Source organism: Janthinobacterium sp. LPB2021202312-11-4 (genome assembly GCF_037049705.1).
GTDB lineage: Bacteria > Pseudomonadota > Gammaproteobacteria > Pseudomonadales > Pseudomonadaceae > Aquipseudomonas.
Genome location: NZ_JBAGKV010000001.1, coordinates 320805 through 339099 on the forward strand (window position 1 = coordinate 320805; position 18295 = coordinate 339099).

An 18295-nucleotide genomic window follows, 5' to 3' on the forward strand; every position below is an offset into this window, starting at 1 on the left:
CGCATGTCGCCGCATTGTTCCACAAAGGTTGTGAAGGCAGCAACGAGCCGGCCCACCTTATGTGCACTCTTGTGAAAAGTACGTATTCTGGCGACCTTTCTACAGACTTTTCAGCGAGTAACTGCAATGCGGCTGGCTTTATTCGACTTGGACAACACGCTTTTGGGCGGCGACAGTGACCACGCCTGGGGCGATTACCTGTGCGAACGCGGTTTTCTCGACGCCGTGACGTACAAGGCACGCAACGATGAGTTCTATCAGGACTACCTGGCCGGCAAGCTGGATAACGCCGAGTACCTGAACTTCTGCCTGGAAATCCTCGGCCGCACCGAGATGGCCACGCTGGATCAGTGGCATTCGGACTACATGCGCGACTGCATCGAACCGATCGTGCTGCCCAAGGCCCTCGAGTTGCTGGCCAAACACCGCGATGCCGGCGACAAACTGGTGATCATCACCGCCACCAACCGCTTCGTCACCGGGCCGATTGCCCAGCGCTTGGGTGTCGACACCCTGATCGCCACTGAATGCGAAATGGTCGATGGCCGCTACAGCGGGCGCAGCACTGACGTTCCGTGCTTCAAGGAAGGCAAAGTGACGCGGTTGAATCGTTGGCTGGAAGAGACCGGGCATTCGCTGGACGACAGCTATTTCTATAGCGATTCGATGAATGATTTGCCGTTGTTGGAGCAGGTGGCGAATCCGGTGGCGGTTGATCCGGACCCGAATCTGCGGGCCGAAGCCGAAAAGCGTGGCTGGCCGGTGATGTCTCTTCGCGACTGAAAATCAAAAGATCGCAGCCTTCGGCAGCTCCTACGGGTGTACACAAGACCCTGTAGGAGCTGCCGAAGGCTGCGATCTTTTCGGCTCAAACCGGTTTAGCGCCCATCAACCCCGCAATCGCGATAAAGCAGACAAAACTGAACAACGCCAAGGCAAACGTAAATTTCCCCACGCCACCCGGCGCCTTGCGCAGTTTGTTCAGGCGTACCAGTAACCAGAACCACGCCAGCGCCGCCACGGTGTAGAGCACGCTCGACGCCAGAATCCAGGTCTGCCCCAGCGGCCAGCCCACCAGATGCACCATCCACCAGCCGGTAAACGGCATGCTCAGCAGCGCCAGGCCCATCAACAGCCAGACAAACACCCGAGGCCGCTGCAACGTGCGACTGCCCGCCGTCGCATCACCCTTGCGCCGCGCAAGCCCGACCCAGATCGCCAAACCCAACGCACTGGCCAGCAGCAACACCGTCGCCACCACATGCGCCACTTTCAGGGCGGTTAACGTTTCCATGGTTCGCTTTCCTTATGACTTGCCCATCAGCGTAGCCGCTCAGCCAAGAAACAGCTTGTAGGCCGGGTTGTCGCTTTCATCCCAGTACGGGTAACCGATTTCTTCCAGCGCGGCGGGCACCAGATGACGTTCGTCATGGGGCACTTGCAGGCCAGCGACCACACGGCCATCCGCCGCGCCGTGGTTGCGGTAGTGGAACATCGAGATGTTCCAGCGCCCGCCCAGTTTATTGAGGAAGTTGAACAGCGCACCCGGACGCTCCGGAAATTCGAAGCGCAGGATCACTTCGTCGACCACCTGGGCAGCACGCCCACCGACCATATGACGAATGTGCAACTTGGCCAGTTCGTTGTCGGTCAGGTCCAGCACCGGGAAACCCTGCTCACTGAGGCTGGCGATCAACGCACTGCGCGGGTCGGTTTCCGGGTGGGTCTGCACGCCAACGAAGATGTGCGCTTCGCTACCGGTGTTGTAGCGGTAGTTGAATTCGGTGATCTGGCGCTTGCCGATGGCTTCGCAGAACGCCTTGAAGCTGCCCGGCTTCTCGGGAATGGTCACCGCGATAATGGCTTCGCGGCCCTCGCCCAGTTCGGCGCGTTCGGCGACGTGGCGCAGACGGTCGAAGTTGACGTTGGCGCCGGAGTCGATGGCCACGAAGGTGTGGCCGGTGACGCCATTCAGCTCGACATATTTCTTGATCCCGGCCACGCCCAGGGCGCCGGCAGGTTCGGTGATCGAGCGGGTATCGTCGTAGATATCCTTGATCGCCGCACAGATTTCATCGGTGCTGACGGTGATCACGTCATCGACGTAGTCTTTGCAGATATCGAACGTGTGCTGACCAATCTGAGCCACCGCCACACCATCGGCAAAGATGCCCACCGTCGGCAGAATCACCCGCTCGCCAGCGGCCAGCGCGGCTTGCAGGCAGTTGGAGTCGTCCGGCTCGACGCCGATGATCTTGATTTCCGGACGCAGGTATTTCACGTAGGCCGCGATGCCGGCGATCAAACCGCCGCCGCCCACCGGGACGAAAATCGCATCCAGACGGCCAGGGTGCTGGCGCAGAATCTCCATGGCCACCGTGCCCTGCCCGGCAATGGTGTGGGGATCGTCATAGGGATGGATGTAGACGTAGCCTTTTTCGTCGACCAGTTTCAGCGAGTAGGCCAGGGCTTCCGGGAACGAATCGCCGTGCAGCACCACTTTGCCGCCACGGGAGCGCACGCCTTCGACTTTGATTTCGGGGGTGGTCTTGGGCATGACGATGGTCGCTTTCACGCCCAACACCTTGGCCGCCAAGGCCAGGCCTTGCGCATGGTTGCCCGCCGACGCAGTCACTACGCCCCGCGCGCGTTCTTCATCGCTCAACTGGGTCAGCTTGTTGTAAGCGCCGCGAATCTTGAACGAGAACACTGGCTGCAAGTCTTCGCGCTTGAGCCAAATACTGTTGCCCAGCCGCTCGGAGAGCTGGCGGGCAGTCTGCAATGGGGTTTCTACGGCAACGTCATAAACGCGCGAGGTGAGGATCTTTTTGACGTACTGTTCGAGCATCGGAAAGCATCACTGAGCGGGTTGGGCAGGGCCAAGGAGTCTAACCCGGCTTTCGGCCGGGCGACCACACTAAACAGGTGGTTTTAGGCCCGCTGGAAAAGATCGCAGCCTGCGGCAGCTCCTACAGAATGATCCCGTCCCCCTGTAGGAGCTGCCGCAGGCTGCGATCTTTTGACCTGCCAATCGGGCAATGACCTTCCCCGCCCCGAAGCCTATAATGCCGGCCTTCCGTTCCCCCCTTGCCCGCTTCGGAGCCCGCATGACTCAGGATCAACTCAAACAGGCAGTGGCCCAGGCCGCCGTCGACTTCATCCTCCCGAAACTCGACGACAAGAGCGTCGTCGGTGTCGGCACCGGCTCCACCGCCAATTGCTTCATTGATGCACTGGCCAAGCACAAGGGCGCGTTCGATGGCGCCGTCGCCAGCTCCGAAGCCACCGCCGCCCGCCTCAAGGGCCACGGCATTCCGGTGTATGAGCTGAACACCGTCAGCGACCTGGAGTTCTACGTCGACGGCGCCGATGAAAGCGACGAGCACCTGAACCTGATCAAGGGCGGCGGCGCAGCCCTGACCCGCGAGAAGATTGTCGCGGCCGTGGCCAAGACCTTCATCTGCATCGCCGACGGCAGCAAACTGGTGCCGGTGTTGGGCGCATTCCCGCTGCCGGTGGAAGTGATCCCGATGGCCCGCAGCCACGTGGCCCGCGAGCTGGTCAAACTGGGCGGCGACCCGGTTTACCGCGAAGGCGTGCTGACCGACAACGGCAACATCATCCTCGACGTGTTCAACATGCAGATCACCAACCCAGTGGAGCTGGAGACGCAGATCAACGCAATCGTCGGCGTGGTCACCAACGGTTTGTTCGCCGCGCGTCCGGCGGATGTGCTGTTGCTGGGCACCAGTGAAGGCGTGAAAACCCTCAAGGCCTGACACACCGCTGCCCCTGTAGGAGCGAAGCTTGCTCGCGAAGAGGCCATAACATTCAACATCTCAGTCGACTGTTATGGCCTCTTCGCGAGCAAGCTTCGCTCCTACAGTTTGTTTTGGGGTGCTGGTTAGTTTTGCGCTGGTTTTTTGAAGGTGTAGAACAGGTTCGGTTCGCTCACCAGGTACAACGTGCCGTCGTCATCCATCGCGATCCCTTCGGCCTGCGGCACAGTCTTTTGCAGGCCCTGGCGGCCCTTGCTCAGCGACATCGTGCTCAACGGCCGACCGTCGATATCCAGTTCCAGAATCAGCCGCGACTCATCCGACAACGCCATCAAGTGGCCGCTGCGCTCGTCGTATTGCAGGCTCGACAAGTCCCGCACAAACATCCCGGCATCGCGCTTGGGGTTGTTGACCACGTGCACCGCATAGGATTTCTCCGGGTTGTAATGCGGAAAGCCCTGCACTTCGTAGATCAGCATCGGGTCGCGCTCCTTGGCGACAAACAGGCGCTTGCCCACCGAGTCATACGCCAGGCCTTCGAAACCCTTGTTGCCGCTCACGTGCACACCGAGGGTAATCTGCTCGGCGTCCGCCGCATCGAGGAACGTCGTGTCCTTTTCCAGATGAATCTTGATCAGCCGCTGCTGGCGCTCGTCGGTGACCACATAGGTGTCGGCGCTGATGAACTCAACCGCTTCCGGGTCGCCGAAGCCGATCAACGCCACGCGCCGCAGGATCTTGCCCTCCAGCGACAGCTCGATCAGTTCGGCATTTTTGTTGGTCACGGTGAACAGGCTTTTGCGCACCGGATCGTAGGTCAGCGCCGAAACGTCATCCTGCAGACCATCGATCACTTGGCCCTCGACCACCACTTGATACTGGTCCAGGCCAATGGATTGGGTGTTGGCCGGCAGCCATGTCGCTTGAAGGTTGAACCAGGCGCGCTCAAACAGACGCAGGTACTGACCGACCGCGATCAATACGATCAGCGCGATCACCGACAGGGTCAGAATCAGGGGTTTGGGGCGGGCAAGTCGACGCATTCAGGCAAGCTCGAAAACAGGGCGGGCGGATGAAATACCACGACCGTCTGAATTCAAGCTTAATGGCCAGTGGCCTACGACCACAACCGCGAACTCGATCCGTGTAGGAGCTGCCGAAGGCTGCGATCTTTTGATCTTGTTTTTAAGATCAAGATCAAAAGATCGCAGCCTTCGGCAGCTCCTACCGGGGGGCGTTATTTCTGTTTTTCGAAGCGGTAGAACAGGTTCGGCTCGCTGACCATGTACAGCGTGCCCGCTTCGTCCATGGTCACGCCTTCGGCGCGGGGGATGGTTTTCTTCAGACCGTTGAAGCCGCCCAGCAGGGTCATGAAGCTGACCTGTTCGCCCTTCTCGTCCAACTCCAGCAGCAAATGCGAGTCGGCGGACAGCACCAGGGTGTGGCCGGTGCGCGGGTCGATGGCCAGGGCTGACAGGTTGCGGATGTCCAGTTCGTTGCTGACCAGTTTCTGCTTGTCGCCCTTGAGGGTCTGGCTGCCATCGCTTTTCCAGCTGAACAGCGCCGGCGGGCGCTCTTCGCCCAGCAACAATTGCTGATTGCGCGGGTCCCAGGCGACGGCTTCGAAGGCCTTGTTCTGGTCTTTCGAAGGGCCGAGATCGTATTTCGGGAAGTTGTCGCGGTGCAGTTCGCGGGTATCGGCATCAACCTTGACGATGGACAGCATGTGCTCGCGCTCGTCGGCAATCGCCAACAGACCGTTGCCCATCACCGTCACACCTTCCGGATTGCTCCAGCCCACCAGCGGCATCTTGCGCAGCACGTCGCCCTGCAAGGTCAGCTCGACCAGGAACGGGTTCTTGCCCATGACCGAGAACAGGGTTTTGCTCTGCGGGTCGTAGGACAGGTCCGACGCTTCGTCCTTTTCCATGCCCGGCAGCAACTTGGCGTCGATCACCACCCGGTAATCCGGCAGCCAGATGCTTTCCTGACGCTCGGCCGGGGTTTCAAAGCGCTCTTTGACCCACAGCACGCCGCGATCATCCCAATGCATCGCAAACGCCAAGCCATAGCCCGCCGCAACCGCCAGTAATAGCCAGTAATACCAGCGCATCAGGAATCGTGGACGACGAGGGGTTTGCAAAGTCGAGAGCGGTTGCGTGGCCATCAGGGGGTGCGTTCCAGAAATTCAGGCTAAGGGTAATAGCACAAACGGGCAGGCTCAGACGCCAGGAACCGAGGAATTATCCAGAGAGGATGTGAAAAAAACGGGAAATGGCGGGAAAGCCCTTTATGGAGAGCCAAGATCAAAAGATCGCAGCCTGCGGCAGCTCCTACAGAGATTGCCGAAGGCTGCGATCTTTTGCTTTTTTAGCGAACGCTGCTGGTGAAGCTGCTCGCGCCCGGCAATTCCAGCACCAGGTCGTCACCGACATTCAACGGACCCACGCCCACCGGGGTACCGGTCAGAATCACGTCACCGGCCTGCAGCGAGAAGCAGCCGGCCATGTACTGAATCATCGGCACGATCGGGTTGAGCATGTCCTTGCTGTTGCCATCCTGACGAACGACACCGTTGATGGTCAGGCGAATGCCGATGTCGGTCAGGTCGGCAAAGGCGCCGGCGGACACGAACGGCGCAAGCACCGCTGCGCCATCGAAGGACTTGGCGATTTCCCACGGCAGGCCCTTGGATTTCAGCTCGGCCTGCTTGTCGCGCAGGGTCAGGTCCAGGGCCGGGGCGAAACCGGAGATGGCGTCGAGCACTTCTTCACGGCTCGGTTTGGTCGACAAAGGTTTGCCGATCAACACCGCAATTTCCGCTTCGTAATGCACCGAACCGCGCTCGGTCGGAATGGCAAAACCGCCTTCCAGCGGCACCACGCAACTGCCCGGCTTGATGAACAGCAACGGCTCGGTAGGCACCGGGTTGTCCAGTTCCTTGGCGTGTTCGGCATAGTTACGGCCGATGCACACCACTTTGCCCAGCGGGAAGTGAATACGCGTACCGTCGACATACTGGTGCTGATAGCTCATTACCGACTCCTGCCTCGTAGGTTCTTAAAGTCGCAGATCAAACCGCGAAGATCTTGCCTGGGTTCATGATGCCGTTCGGGTCAAACACAGCCTTGACGGCTTTCATGTACTCGATCTCGACCGGCGAGCGGCTGTAGGTCAAGTAGTCACGTTTGGTCATGCCCACGCCGTGTTCGGCGGAGATCGAACCGTTGTACTTCTCAACGGTTTCGAACACCCACTTGTTCACGGTCGCGCACTTGGCAAAGAACTCGTCCTTGCTCAGGTTATCCGGTTTGAGGATGTTCAAGTGCAGGTTGCCGTCGCCGATGTGGCCGAACCAGACGATTTCGAAGTCCGGGTAGTGTTCGCCGACGATCGCGTCAATTTCCTTCAGGAACGCCGGGACTTTCGACACAGTGACCGAAATGTCGTTCTTGTACGGCGTCCAGTGGGAAATGGTCTCGGAGATGTATTCGCGCAACTTCCAGAGGTTCTGCAACTGGGTTTCGCTCTGGCTCATCACGCCGTCCAGCACCCAGCCCTGCTCGACGCAGTGTTCGAAGGTTTCCAAGGCGTGGTTGGCCACTTCTTCGGTGGTCGCTTCGAATTCCAGCAATGCGTAGAACGGGCAGTCGGTTTCGAACGGCGCCGGCACATCGCCGCGGCCCATGATCTTGGCCAGGGCTTTGTCGGAGAAAAATTCGAACGCGGTCAGGTCCAGTTTGCTCTGGAACGCGTGCAATACCGGCATGATCGAGTCGAAATCGGCGGTGCCGAGGACCATCGCGGTGAGGTTTTTCGGCGCACGGTCCAGGCGCATGGTCGCTTCGACCACAAAACCGAGGGTGCCTTCGGCGCCGATGAACAGCTGACGCATGTCGTAGCCGGTGGCGTTCTTGATCAGGTCGCGGTTCAGTTCCAGCACGTCGCCCTTGCCGGTAACGACTTTCATGCCGGCTACCCAGTTGCGGGTCATGCCGTAGCGAATCACCTTGATCCCGCCGGCATTGGTGCCGATATTGCCGCCAATCTGGCTCGAACCTGCCGACGCGAAGTCCACCGGGTAGTACAAACCCTTTTCTTCAGCGACGTTCTGCAAATGCTCGGTGACCACGCCTGGCTGACAAACGGCCGTGCGGTCGGTGAGGTTCACTTCAAGAATCTGGTTCATGTAGTCGAACGAGACAACCACTTCGCCATTCGCGGCCACGGCTGCGGCGGACAGCCCGGTGCGACCGCCGGACGGGACCAGCGCGACCTTGTGCTCATTGGCCCAACGCACGATGGCCTGGACCTGCTCGGTGGTCTTGGGGAACACGATGGCCGTCGGGGCCGGGGCGAAATGCTTGGTCCAATCCTTACCGTAAGCATTCAGGGAGTCGGCGTCGGTCAGGACCTTGCCAGGCTCAACCAGGGTCTTCAGCTCTTCAATCAGGGCAGGATTGGTCATCGACAGAACTCTCGAACAATTCATGGTCATCCTGAGAACGCTTCACGTCGCAGGAATGAGTGTTTAGCGGGGTGCGTATGCTAGCATACCGACCCCGCAGGGTAGTGCCCAAAGCCTATTCTGCGGTAACGGCGTTCCTGCCGTTCGGGTCAGCTCTGGGCTGCGCCCTTCCCTGCCATTTTTCTCCGGGATACAGGTTTACGCAGATGAGCAAGACTTCTCTCGATAAGAGCAAGATCAAGTTCCTTCTTCTCGAAGGCGTCCACCAATCGGCTGTCGACGTTCTCAAGTCGGCGGGCTACACCAGCATCGAGTACCTCACGGGTTCTCTGCCGGAAGCCCAGTTGAAGGAAAAGATCGCTGATGCGCACTTCATCGGCATTCGCTCTCGCACTCAACTGACCGAAGAAGTCTTCGATCACGCGAAGAAGCTCGTGGCTGTAGGGTGTTTCTGCATCGGCACCAACCAGGTTGACCTGAACGCCGCCCGCGAACGCGGTATCGCCGTGTTCAACGCGCCGTACTCCAACACGCGCTCCGTTGCCGAGCTGGTGCTGGCCGAAGCGATCCTGTTGCTGCGCGGCATCCCTGAGAAGAACGCTTCCTGCCACCGTGGCGGCTGGATCAAGAGCGCGGCCAACTCCTTCGAAATCCGTGGCAAGAAGCTCGGCATCGTCGGTTACGGCTCGATCGGTACTCAGCTGTCGGTCCTGGCCGAAGGCCTGGGCATGCAGGTGTATTTCTACGACACCGTGACCAAGCTGCCATTGGGCAACGCGACTCAGGTCGGTAGCCTGACCGAGCTGCTGGGCATGTCCGACATCGTCACCCTGCACGTTCCGGAAACCGCCGCCACCCAGTGGATGATCGGCGAGAAGGAAATCCGCGCCATCAAGAAGGGCGGCATCCTGATCAACGCCGCGCGCGGCACCGTGGTCGAACTGGACGCCCTGGCGGACGCGATCAAGGACAAGCACCTGATCGGCGCGGCCATCGACGTGTTCCCGGTGGAGCCACGCTCCAACGACGAAGAATTCGAAAGCCCGCTGCGAGGCCTGGACAATGTGATCCTGACCCCGCACATCGGCGGTTCCACCGCTGAAGCGCAGGCCAACATCGGTCTGGAAGTGGCGGAAAAACTGGTCAAGTACAGCGACAACGGTACATCCGTATCGTCGGTGAACTTCCCGGAAGTGGCCCTGCCGGCTCACCCTGGCAAGCACCGTCTGCTGCACATCCACGAAAACATTCCGGGTGTGATGAGCGAGATCAACAAGGTCTTCGCCGAAAACGGCATCAACATCTCCGGTCAGTTCCTGCAGACCAACGAGAAAGTCGGTTACGTGGTGATCGACGTCGACGCCGACTACTCGGAAATCGCCCAAGAGAAACTGCAGCACATCAACGGCACCATTCGTTGCCGGGTCTTGTTCTAAGACAGCAGTGAGCTTCAAGCTTCAAGCGGCAAGCTGAGTCCGCTTTTGCTTTAACTTGAGGCTTACAGCTTGAAGCTAGTAAAAAAGGGAGCCCCTTTCGGGGCTCCCTTTTTTTATTTAACGTTGACGGTGATCTTCTTCGACACGATCGGCGGATCGAACGGCATGTGCCCACTGTCACCCAGTTCCAGTTGCAAGGTGTGCTTGCCGGGGGCCAGTTTGATTTCGGCCTGGGTCTGCGCCTTGCCGAAGTGCATGTGGTTGGCGTCCAGCGGAATCGGCGCGCCGGCGGCGGGCAGTTTGTCGACATCAATCAGCAAGTGGTGGTGACCGGTGTTTTTGGTCACATCACCGGCCGGTGCCAGCGCGACATCCTTGACGCCGAATTTGACGGTGAAGGTTTCGGAAACAGTGGCCCCGTCTTCGGGAGATACGATGAACACTTCTGCACCTTTGGGCGCCGGGGTCGCGGCGCTGGCCAGCACCGACACACCCATCAACAGGCCAGCCAAAGCGGCTCGTGACATAAACGTTTTCATTCTCTTCTCCAGTTTTTTCGTAAAATCCGCGTGACTGTGACAACTTCACAGCCATTCGTTGTCGAAGGCACTCGATAACCATAGCAAAGCGCGCCTGAACCAGAGCGACGCGATAATGAATTCAAAGGAGTGACCATGCGTTTTTTGCCTGGCCTGATCTGCCTGCTACCCCTTTTGAGTCCTTTGGCTCATGCCGAACTGATTGATGACGTTAACGACCGTGGCGAATTGCGTATCGCCCTGGAAGCCAATACACCGCCGTTCAACTTCAAGGACGACGGCAAACTCACGGGGTTTGAAGTCGAACTGGGTCAACTGCTGGCCAATGAATTGGATGTGCGCGCCGACTTCGTGATCACTGAAGCCGATGACCTGCTGCCTGGCGTTGAAACCGGCAAGTACGACGTCGCCATCAACCACATAGCAATGACCGCGGATCTGAAGGATCGTTTCGACTTCAGCGAACCTTACAGCCACACCGATGCGCAATTGATCGCGCAGAAAGAAGAAACACCGCGCTCGATGCTGCTGGTGCAATCGCTCAAGGAAGAAACGCCAAAAGCCAGCCAGCCCGTGAGCCTGGCGATACCGTTCCAGAAAGGTAACCCGGCGTTTCAGGCGAGCCTCGACAACGCGTTGCAGCGGATCAAGGCCGACGGACGATTGGAAGCGTTGACGCAAAAGTGGTTTGGGGCGGATACGGGCGTGGAGCCCAAGCCCTGATTCCGGGCTGACGAGTAACCTTGTAGGAGCTGTCGAGTGAAACGAGGCTGCGATCTTTTGATCGCAGCCTCGTTTCACTCGACAGCTCCTACAGGGGATTTGTGTGGGGCGTTAGTCCAGGGTTGCCAAGGCTTCTGCCGCTTGCGGTAATTCCAGTTCGCTGAACACTTGCACACCATGACGTTTGAGCAACGCCGCCGTCACCCCTTCGCCAGTGACTTTCACGCCGCTGAACGTCCCGTCATAAGTCAGGAGATTCCCGCAAGATGGGCTGTTGGCCTTCAACACCGCAATCCGGATGCCGTGCTTTTGCACCAACTCCAACGCCTGATACGCCCCCGAAAGAAACTCGGTGCTGACATCTTCACCGTCGGTGGTGATCACGCAGGCCTGACCCTCCAGTACTTCACCACCCTGCCCGCCCGCAATCTCCGCCGCAGCCCTCGGCGTCGGCAACCCGCCCGCCACTTCCGGGCACAACGGCACCACCCGACCTTCTGCGATCCATTGCTCCAGCAGATCAAACGGCCCGCTCGCCCCACCGTCGTAACGCACGCGATGGCCCAGCAGGCAGCGGCTCACCAGAATCTTTTGCATGATCAGAACGGCTCGTTACCGCGACGGCGGAACCAACCCGTCAACGACAGGCGCTCCCGGGTCGCGGGCAGGACTTCATGGGGCACCTCACCCGACAGGAACACCACCAGGCAACCACCGGTAGGCACCACGTTGTGTTCGACGCCGCCCTCCAGGTACATGCGCAGTTCGCCGCCGTGCTCGGGCAGCCAGGCGTCATTGAGGTAGATCACCGCCGAGACCATGCGCCGGTCATCGTCGCGAAAACGGTCCACGTGCTTGAGGTAGAACGCACCGGGCGGGTAGAGGGCGAAGTGGCTTTCGAAATCTTCCAGGCCCAGGAACAACCCGCGATTCAGCGCCTCGCGCAGGCTGTCCATCAGGCTCAGGTAGCTGTCACAGGCCTCGGTTTCACCGGGCTCGAGCCACTGAATGTGGTCGCCACGAATGCCTTCGCGAATCTCTGAAGTCGGCCCACGGCCCACCGCCGCCGGCGCCAGTTCACCCTCGGCCGCACGTTTACGGCACTCAGCCGCCAGTTCCCGGGTCAGACCCAGGGGCAGGAAAATATTCTGCCGCGACCAGCCGCGCTCGGCCAAGTCGTCGACGATACGTAACAGCAGCGGGTGATCAGAGGGTATTTGCATGGCGCGCATAGTATTCCTGTGCCCGCAAATCCGACAGAGCCGCGCGGCGGGCTGATACGAATTCTCGACAAGTTCTTGTACCGCACGGAGAATAGTCGCCTGCCGACAGGAGTCCCTATGCGCCGTTTGCTTTTTTCACTGTTGATGTTCTGTGTTTTGCCCGCTTGGGCAGACGGCCACGACCAGCTGTACAAGGTCGCCGGTTGGCCAGATCAACGCGCGCATTTCAACGACGCCCTCTCGGCCGCCCAGCAGCGTTACCAGAACAGCCTGCCGCCCGCCGTGTTTCAAGCCCTGGTGAACAACAGCAACCAGCGCTTCGCCCCTCAGGCCATGGACCAGCGCGCCGAAGCACAATTGCGCAAGACCCTCGCCGATCCGCAACCCGCCCTGACCTTCTTCCAGACCCCGCTGGGCAAGAAAATCGTCGCCGCCGAATTGCTGGCCACCCGCCGCGACCAACTGGCGAAAAACGCCAAGGGCTTGCCCAAGATCGAAGCCAGCGACACCCGCCTGCTGATCATCGGCCACCTGGCCCAGGCCCTGCCCGCCCGCGAGGCCGGTGCTGAAGTGACCCTGGCGATTGCCGGCGTCGCAGCGGACAGCTTGAGTTCGATGATCCCCGGTTTGCTCGGTGGCGGTCAGGCGCCGGGCATGTTGAATGGTCAGCGCCAGCGCTTGATGGATCAGATCGGCGCCGACCTCAACAACACGCTGCTCTATGTCTATCGCGACTTGTCGGATACCGAACTGGAAGAATTCGCCACGTTTGCCGAATCGGCGGAAGGCAAGGCGTATTACCAGGCGGCGCTGGCGGCGATTCGGGCGGGGTTGGCGGTGGGGCAGACGAACCTTAACCAATGATTTTCAGCGCCTGATAGATCGCCTTCGCGGGCAAGCCTCGCTCCTACAGGGGGCATGCATTCCAAATGCAGGAGCGAGGCTTGCCCGCGAAGAGGCCCCGACAGACGCTAGAGATTCCGGCCCTTGATCCGCTTGGTCAAAAACCCGAAATACTCCTCCCGCAACGCCACCGTCTCATTCGCCAGATGATGCCGCGCCTGCGGCAACATCAACACCTGCGGCCGATCAAACTTGGCTTTCAACACCTCAAGGTTGTGCTGCCAGTCCACTGTCATGTCTGCCTGCCCCTGCACGATCAGCGGCCGGCGTGGGCTGTTCGCCGACGCCTCGATGCGCTTGATCCAGCGCCCCAACGCGCCCACCCAGGCCGTCGGCAAACGCAGCGGTTGCAACGGGTCGGCTTGCAGGAACGGCAAGAACGCCGGGTCATTGGAGTTTTCGCTGAAGCGCCGGGCGATGCCTTTGACGAACGGTTTGAGCAGGTAATAACTCAACTGCGACCAGCCCCACGCTCGCGGCCGCACCAGCGGCGACAACAAAATCACTTGGCCCTGGGCCGGGCTGTTCGCGCCCTGGTTGAGCACATGATCGATCACAATCGCCCCGCCGGTGCTCTGCCCACACAAATGCCACGGCTGCGGCAAGTCCAGGGACTGCGCCTCGACGAACAAGCCTTGCAGGGTGTCCTGATACTCGGCGAAATCCTTGATGCTGGCGCGCTCGCCGCTGGACAAGCCGTGCCCCGGCAAATCGCAGGCGATCACCGCAAACCCCTGATCCAGCGCCCACTCGATCACGTGCCGATAGAGCCCGGTGTGATCGTAGAAACCGTGAAACAGAAACAACGTCGCCTTCACCCGCTCCGGCCACCAGACCTGGCTGACCACGTCATAGCCATCGACCTGGAATCGCCCCAAGCCGTGGCGCAGGGTGCGACCGGGAAAATCCAACCCATAAAACGCCTGATAGGCCAGGCCTTCCGTCGACAACGGCTGCCACTGGGCCAATGGCCGCAGGCTGGCGCGTAAATGATCGGGGTTGAACGTGGCAGGCATGGGTTATTCCAGAACGCGAAACAGACTTTATGGGCCTGCGATATTCATCTGTAGCGGCAAGCATGGCAAGCTGGGCGACCTTCGAGGATTGAAACCCATGCGTTCGGCCTACCGCACCCCATTGCTTGCCAGCCTGCTCGCCCTCGTGTGTGCCGGCGTGTTGTGGGCGGCTTACGATTGGTTTCAGGGCCGCTACCTGCGGGCGTTCAGCGAACACACGGCGGTGTTTTCCGGTGACCCTCTGCGCCTGCCCGATGACCTCGCCGGCCCCGGCGCCATCCGCCTCGTGCATTTCTGGGACCCCGCCTGCCCGTGCAACGTCGGCAATCAACAGCACCTCACTGAACTGGTCGAGCAATATGTGCCCAAAGGCGTCGAGTTCTATGCGGTACAAAAACCCGGCAGCCACGGCCAGTTGCCCAGCACCCTGAGCAGCCTGAAACCCATCACCGTCCTGCCCGGCTCCGAGCAGATCCCCGCCAGCCCGGCGGTGGCGATCTGGGACCGCGCCGGCAAACTCGCCTATTTCGGCCCGTACAGCGAAGGCCTTACCTGTAATTCGAGCAACAGCTTTATCGAGCCGATCCTCCAGGCCCTGAACGAAGGCCGCACGGTGAACGCCACCCACACGCTGGCGGTGGGGTGCTACTGCCCGTGGCCGGTGGACGCGAAGTAAGGCATTCCGGACTATTCGAGGACGGTGGATGCCTGGCACAGAAGGTCTGTGCTACATGTTTGCAGCCCACACGGGCGGCAATCGAAGAAGAACAAGGAGTCACCATGAAACGCGTCCTGACCGTACTTGCCTTGCTGATCGTCGCGCTCGCCATCGGGGTGGGCGGGTACGTGTACAGCAAGCAGCCGACGCGCCAGGGCCAGGTGACGCTGAACAACCTGCAAGGTTCGGTGACCGTACGCTACGACGAGCGCGGCGTGCCGCATATCCGCGCCGACAACGAAACCGACCTCTACCGCGCCCTCGGCTACGTGCACGCCCAGGACCGCTTGTTCCAGATGGAAGTCATGCGTCGCCTGGCCCGTGGCGAACTGGCCGAAGTCCTCGGGCCGAAACTGGTGGACACCGACAAACTGTTCCGCAGCCTGCGCATCCGCGAACGTGCCGAGAGCTACGTGGCCGCCCTTGATCGTCAGTCGCCGGCGTGGAAGGCCCTGCAAGCCTATCTGGACGGGATCAACCAATATCAGGACACCCACGCCGCGCCCATCGAGTTTGACGTGCTGGGCATCCACAAGCGCAGCTTCACCGCCGAAGACAGCATCAGCGTCGCCGGCTACATGGCCTACAGCTTTGCCGCCGCGTTTCGCACCGAACCGTTGCTGACCTACGTACGCGATCAGCTCGGCCCCGATTACCTGAACATCTTCGACCTCGACTGGCAGCCCAAAGGCGTGCTGGCCAAGGCACACGCCAAACCCTCCCCGGCCCTGGCCGCCGGCGACTGGCAAGACCTCAACACCCTCGCCCGCCTCAGCGAACAAGCCCTGGCCGATAACGGCCTGCCGCAATTCGAGGGCAGTAACGCCTGGGTCATTTCCGGCAACCGCAGTAAAAGCGGCAAGCCGTTATTGGCCGGCGACCCGCACATTCGCTTCTCGGTGCCATCGGTGTGGTACGAAGCGCAACTGTCGGCGCCGGGTTTCGAGTTGTACGGTCATCATCAGGCGCTGGTGCCGTTTGCCTTCCTCGGCCACAACCTGGATTTCGGCTGGAGCCTGACCATGTTCCAGAACGACGACCTGGACCTGATCGCCGAGAAGGTCAACCCGGACAACCCGAACCAAGTCTGGTATCGCGGCAAATGGGTGGACATGCTTAACACCCAGCAACAGATCGCCGTGAAGGGCCAGCCGCCAGTGACGCTGATGCTGCGTCAATCGCCCCACGGCCCGATTATCAACGATGCGCTCGGCACCGCCGCCGGCAAAACACCGATCGCGATGTGGTGGGCGTTCCTCGAAACGCCGAACCCGATTCTTGAAGGGTTCTATCAGCTCAACCGCGCCGACACCCTGGCCAAGGCCCGCGCCGCCGCAGCCAAGGTCCAGGCACCGGGGCTGAACATCGTCTACGCCAACGCCAAGGGTGATATCGGCTGGTGGGCCTCGGCCTTGCTGCCCAAGCGACCGGCCGGGGTGAAACCGGGCTTTATCCTCGACGGCAGCACCAATCAGGCGGACAAGGACGGCTTCTACCCGTTCAGCGCCAACCCCCAGGAAGAGAACCCGGCGCGGGGCTATATCGTCTCGGCCAACTTCCAGCCGGTTTCGCCCACCGGGATGGAAATCCCCGGTTACTACAACCTGGCGGATCGTGGTCAGCAACTCAATCGCCAGCTCAGCGACAAGAACGTGAAGTGGGACAACGACGCCAACCAGAAGCTGCAACTGGGCACCACCACCGCTTACGGACCACGCATGCTGGCACCGTTGCTGCCGGTGTTGCGTGACGTGGTGAGCGACCCGGCCGAACGCAAACTGGTGGAGCAACTGGCTCAGTGGCCGGGGGATTACCCGCTGGATTCCATCAACGCCACGGTGTTCAACCAGTTTCTCTACAACCTGGCCGACGCGACGATGCGCGATGAGTTGGGCAACGACTTTTTTGAAACGCTGCTCTCGACCCGGGTGATCGATGCCGCGTTGCCGCGCCTGGCTGCCAGCGCCGATTCGCCGTGGTGGGACAACCGCAACACCCCGGCCAGGGAAACCCGTGCTGACACCGTGAAGGTCGCTTGGCAGGCGAGCATTGCCCACCTCAAAACCACGCTGGGTGCCGATTTCGCCCAATGGCAGTGGGGCAAGGCGCACACGCTGACTCATGGGCATCCGCTGGGGATGCAGAAGCCGCTGGACCGAATCTTCAACGTCGGCCCGTTCGACGCCCCGGGCAGCCACGAAGTGCCGAACAACCTCTCGGCCAAAATCGGCCCGGCGCCGTGGCCGGTGACTTACGGCCCCTCGACCCGCCGCCTGATCGACTTCGCCGACCCGGCCCACAGTCTGACCATCAACCCGGTCGGCCAGAGTGGCGTGCCGTTTAACAGTCACTATGAGGATCAGGCTGAGGCGTATATCGACGGGATGTACATGCAGGCGCATTTCAATGATGAAGAGGTGACGGCCAACACCCGCAGTACGTTGAAGCTATTGCCGGCGCGGACCTCGCCCTAAAGTCAAAAGATCGCAGCCTTCGGCAGCTCCTACAGGAGATCGCGTCCCCCTGTAGGAGCTGCCGAAGGCTGCGATCTTTTGATCTTGAATGCCTAAATCCCGCGCCGCACCCGCCCCGGCGCCTCCCCATAAATCTCCTTGAATTTCTTGCTGAACGCCGCCTGGGATTGATACCCGACCTGCACGGCAATATCGCTCAACCCCAGGTGCGACTGGCTAAGCAAGCTGAACGCCAATTCCATCCGCACCTGCGTCAGCAACACCCACGGCGACACCCCGGCCACTTTGACAAACGCCCGCATAAACGTCGCCCGGGACATGTTCGCCGTCTCGGCCAAACCTTCGATGGTCCACTCATAAGCCGGGTCCGCGAGCATCGCCTGCCAGGCGCGGCCCAGGCGTTTGTCGCCGAGTAACGCCAGGGTGCCGCTGGCCGGCCCCAGCGTCGCCAGATGCGCCCGCAGCATCAGGGTGAACAACGCCTGGGACAGCGCGTCGAGCAAAAATTTCGCCCCGGCCTGATTGCCTTCCGCCTCCCCGCGCAACACTTCGACCAGCGCCGGTAACGGTCCATGGGCTGGCAGCGCGCCGCTGGGGATCACCAGATACGCGGGCAACGCGGCAAACAGCAGCGAGGCGCGGTTGTAGTGAAAAGTCCCGCAGAGCATGTCCAGATCCGCGCTCGCCCCACCGATGCGATGCACCGGCAAGGCGCCGCCACTGATGATTTTTTGCGCACTGGGCGCGACGGTTTTGCCGGGGCTGTGGATCACGTGGGGCGTGCCGCCGGGCAGCAGCAAAATATCGCCGGCGCGCATGGGCAGGCGCTGGCCGTCGGGAAACTCCACGCGGCATTCGCCCGCCAATACGATGTGATAGGGCGCCATCCCCAGCGCGTCTTGCTCGTGAGCCAGCGCCCAGTCGCCCTGGAATTGGCAGCGCAAGTCCAGGCTGCCGCGCACGTTGGCCAAGGTGATGAGTTTATCGATCGGATTCATTTGAGCGCATCGAGGAAA

18 protein-coding genes are annotated in these 18295 nt (G+C 60.7%); 7 read left to right on the forward strand and 11 right to left on the reverse strand.

Annotation, left to right across the window (positions count from 1 at the left end; genetic code table 11):
• The first annotated feature begins 126 nt into the window (after positions 1 to 126).
• Positions 127 to 783 carry a histidinol-phosphatase gene (locus V5E99_RS01435; RefSeq protein WP_499800366.1) on the forward strand — a complete coding sequence of 219 codons (657 nt, stop codon included), beginning with the start codon at positions 127 to 129 and terminating at the stop codon, positions 781 to 783.
• A gap of 85 nt (positions 784 to 868) precedes the next feature.
• Here V5E99_RS01435 and V5E99_RS01440 read toward each other — a convergent pair whose 3' ends face one another.
• Together V5E99_RS01440 and ilvA are read right to left on the reverse strand one after the other, a co-directional pair.
• Entirely contained in the window at positions 869 to 1294 is a 426-nt protein-coding gene (locus V5E99_RS01440) for a DUF2269 family protein (protein WP_499800367.1), read from the reverse strand.
• 39 nt (positions 1295 to 1333) lie between these two features.
• Complete coding sequence (ilvA, locus tag V5E99_RS01445) at positions 1334 to 2848, reverse strand: threonine ammonia-lyase, biosynthetic (protein WP_499800368.1); 1515 nt, start codon at positions 2846 to 2848, stop codon at positions 1334 to 1336.
• A gap of 259 nt (positions 2849 to 3107) precedes the next feature.
• Between ilvA and rpiA the strand changes: the two genes are divergently transcribed.
• Positions 3108 to 3779, forward strand: coding sequence for a ribose-5-phosphate isomerase RpiA (gene rpiA / locus V5E99_RS01450; protein ID WP_499800369.1), 672 nt, complete (start codon positions 3108 to 3110; stop codon positions 3777 to 3779).
• A 125-nt stretch (positions 3780 to 3904) separates the two neighbouring features.
• Here the strand turns inward: rpiA and V5E99_RS01455 are convergent, their stop codons facing one another.
• The 4 genes from V5E99_RS01455 to V5E99_RS01470 all read right to left on the reverse strand — a co-directional run bounded on the left by V5E99_RS01455 (position 3905) and on the right by V5E99_RS01470 (position 8247).
• Positions 3905 to 4822, reverse strand: a complete 918-nt coding sequence (locus V5E99_RS01455; protein WP_499800370.1) for an SdiA-regulated domain-containing protein — start codon at positions 4820 to 4822, stop codon at positions 3905 to 3907.
• Between the two features lie 194 nt (positions 4823 to 5016).
• Entirely contained in the window at positions 5017 to 5946 is a 930-nt protein-coding gene (locus tag V5E99_RS01460) for an SdiA-regulated domain-containing protein (protein ID WP_499800371.1), read from the reverse strand.
• A 203-nt stretch (positions 5947 to 6149) separates the two neighbouring features.
• Positions 6150 to 6815: a fumarylacetoacetate hydrolase family protein gene (locus V5E99_RS01465; protein ID WP_499800373.1), complete on the reverse strand. Its 666-nt coding sequence runs from the start codon at positions 6813 to 6815 to the stop codon at positions 6150 to 6152.
• A gap of 37 nt (positions 6816 to 6852) precedes the next feature.
• Positions 6853 to 8247 (reverse strand): D-2-hydroxyglutarate dehydrogenase, encoded by a 1395-nt coding sequence (locus tag V5E99_RS01470; RefSeq protein WP_499800374.1) that lies wholly within the window; start codon positions 8245 to 8247, stop codon positions 6853 to 6855.
• A gap of 206 nt (positions 8248 to 8453) precedes the next feature.
• Between V5E99_RS01470 and serA the strand changes: the two genes are divergently transcribed.
• The gene (serA, locus tag V5E99_RS01475) at positions 8454 to 9683 is read left to right on the forward strand and encodes a phosphoglycerate dehydrogenase (protein ID WP_499800375.1); all 1230 of its coding nucleotides are present in this window, start codon (positions 8454 to 8456) and stop codon (positions 9681 to 9683) included.
• A 113-nt stretch (positions 9684 to 9796) separates the two neighbouring features.
• Here serA and V5E99_RS01480 read toward each other — a convergent pair whose 3' ends face one another.
• A complete protein-coding gene (locus tag V5E99_RS01480; RefSeq protein WP_499800377.1) occupies positions 9797 to 10222 on the reverse strand; it encodes a DUF4399 domain-containing protein in 426 nt (141 codons plus the stop codon).
• A 135-nt stretch (positions 10223 to 10357) separates the two neighbouring features.
• On the opposite strand from V5E99_RS01480, the gene V5E99_RS01485 reads away from it, so the two are divergent.
• The gene (locus V5E99_RS01485) at positions 10358 to 10945 is read left to right on the forward strand and encodes a transporter substrate-binding domain-containing protein (protein ID WP_499800379.1); all 588 of its coding nucleotides are present in this window, start codon (positions 10358 to 10360) and stop codon (positions 10943 to 10945) included.
• 111 nt (positions 10946 to 11056) lie between these two features.
• On the opposite strand, the gene V5E99_RS01490 is transcribed toward V5E99_RS01485, so the two are convergent.
• Together V5E99_RS01490 and V5E99_RS01495 are read right to left on the reverse strand one after the other, a co-directional pair.
• A complete protein-coding gene (locus tag V5E99_RS01490; RefSeq protein ID WP_499800381.1) occupies positions 11057 to 11542 on the reverse strand; it encodes a 2-thiouracil desulfurase family protein in 486 nt (161 codons plus the stop codon).
• A gap of 2 nt (positions 11543 to 11544) precedes the next feature.
• Positions 11545 to 12168, reverse strand: a complete 624-nt coding sequence (locus V5E99_RS01495; protein ID WP_499800383.1) for a 2OG-Fe(II) oxygenase — start codon at positions 12166 to 12168, stop codon at positions 11545 to 11547.
• A gap of 117 nt (positions 12169 to 12285) precedes the next feature.
• Here V5E99_RS01495 and V5E99_RS01500 point away from each other — a divergent pair, with 117 nt between their 5' ends.
• Complete coding sequence (locus V5E99_RS01500; RefSeq protein WP_499800384.1) at positions 12286 to 13032, forward strand: DUF2059 domain-containing protein; 747 nt, start codon at positions 12286 to 12288, stop codon at positions 13030 to 13032.
• Positions 13033 to 13139: 107 nt separating this feature from the next.
• On the opposite strand, the gene bipL is transcribed toward V5E99_RS01500, so the two are convergent.
• Positions 13140 to 14087, reverse strand: coding sequence for a phospholipase BipL (bipL, locus tag V5E99_RS01505; protein WP_499800385.1), 948 nt, complete (start codon positions 14085 to 14087; stop codon positions 13140 to 13142).
• A gap of 97 nt (positions 14088 to 14184) precedes the next feature.
• Between bipL and V5E99_RS01510 the strand changes: the two genes are divergently transcribed.
• Both V5E99_RS01510 and V5E99_RS01515 read left to right on the forward strand, forming a co-directional pair.
• Positions 14185 to 14763 (forward strand): DUF6436 domain-containing protein, encoded by a 579-nt coding sequence (locus V5E99_RS01510; RefSeq protein WP_499800387.1) that lies wholly within the window; start codon positions 14185 to 14187, stop codon positions 14761 to 14763.
• Positions 14764 to 14867: 104 nt separating this feature from the next.
• Positions 14868 to 17279: a penicillin acylase family protein gene (locus tag V5E99_RS01515; RefSeq protein ID WP_499800388.1), complete on the forward strand. Its 2412-nt coding sequence runs from the start codon at positions 14868 to 14870 to the stop codon at positions 17277 to 17279.
• 92 nt (positions 17280 to 17371) lie between these two features.
• Here the strand turns inward: V5E99_RS01515 and V5E99_RS01520 are convergent, their stop codons facing one another.
• Positions 17372 to 18277 carry an AraC family transcriptional regulator gene (locus V5E99_RS01520; RefSeq protein WP_499800390.1) on the reverse strand — a complete coding sequence of 302 codons (906 nt, stop codon included), beginning with the start codon at positions 18275 to 18277 and terminating at the stop codon, positions 17372 to 17374.
• Positions 18278 to 18295: the final 18 nt, after the last annotated feature.

Bases quoted from the DNA above. Each gene is read 5' to 3' on its own strand.
- V5E99_RS01435 (WP_499800366.1), top strand. From the start codon at position 127: ATGCGGCTGGCTTTATTCGACTTGGACAACACGCTTTTGGGCGGCGAC.
- V5E99_RS01440 (WP_499800367.1), bottom strand. From the start codon at position 1,294: ATGGAAACGTTAACCGCCCTGAAAGTGGCGCATGTGGTGGCGACGGTG.
- ilvA (WP_499800368.1), bottom strand. From the start codon at position 2,848: ATGCTCGAACAGTACGTCAAAAAGATCCTCACCTCGCGCGTTTATGAC.
- rpiA (WP_499800369.1), top strand. From the start codon at position 3,108: ATGACTCAGGATCAACTCAAACAGGCAGTGGCCCAGGCCGCCGTCGAC.
- V5E99_RS01455 (WP_499800370.1), bottom strand. From the start codon at position 4,822: ATGCGTCGACTTGCCCGCCCCAAACCCCTGATTCTGACCCTGTCGGTG.
- V5E99_RS01460 (WP_499800371.1), bottom strand. From the start codon at position 5,946: ATGGCCACGCAACCGCTCTCGACTTTGCAAACCCCTCGTCGTCCACGA.
- V5E99_RS01465 (WP_499800373.1), bottom strand. From the start codon at position 6,815: ATGAGCTATCAGCACCAGTATGTCGACGGTACGCGTATTCACTTCCCG.
- V5E99_RS01470 (WP_499800374.1), bottom strand. From the start codon at position 8,247: ATGACCAATCCTGCCCTGATTGAAGAGCTGAAGACCCTGGTTGAGCCT.
- serA (WP_499800375.1), top strand. From the start codon at position 8,454: ATGAGCAAGACTTCTCTCGATAAGAGCAAGATCAAGTTCCTTCTTCTC.
- V5E99_RS01480 (WP_499800377.1), bottom strand. From the start codon at position 10,222: ATGAAAACGTTTATGTCACGAGCCGCTTTGGCTGGCCTGTTGATGGGT.
- V5E99_RS01485 (WP_499800379.1), top strand. From the start codon at position 10,358: ATGCGTTTTTTGCCTGGCCTGATCTGCCTGCTACCCCTTTTGAGTCCT.
- V5E99_RS01490 (WP_499800381.1), bottom strand. From the start codon at position 11,542: ATGCAAAAGATTCTGGTGAGCCGCTGCCTGCTGGGCCATCGCGTGCGT.
- V5E99_RS01495 (WP_499800383.1), bottom strand. From the start codon at position 12,168: ATGCAAATACCCTCTGATCACCCGCTGCTGTTACGTATCGTCGACGAC.
- V5E99_RS01500 (WP_499800384.1), top strand. From the start codon at position 12,286: ATGCGCCGTTTGCTTTTTTCACTGTTGATGTTCTGTGTTTTGCCCGCT.
- bipL (WP_499800385.1), bottom strand. From the start codon at position 14,087: ATGCCTGCCACGTTCAACCCCGATCATTTACGCGCCAGCCTGCGGCCA.
- V5E99_RS01510 (WP_499800387.1), top strand. From the start codon at position 14,185: ATGCGTTCGGCCTACCGCACCCCATTGCTTGCCAGCCTGCTCGCCCTC.
- V5E99_RS01515 (WP_499800388.1), top strand. From the start codon at position 14,868: ATGAAACGCGTCCTGACCGTACTTGCCTTGCTGATCGTCGCGCTCGCC.
- V5E99_RS01520 (WP_499800390.1), bottom strand. From the start codon at position 18,277: ATGAATCCGATCGATAAACTCATCACCTTGGCCAACGTGCGCGGCAGC.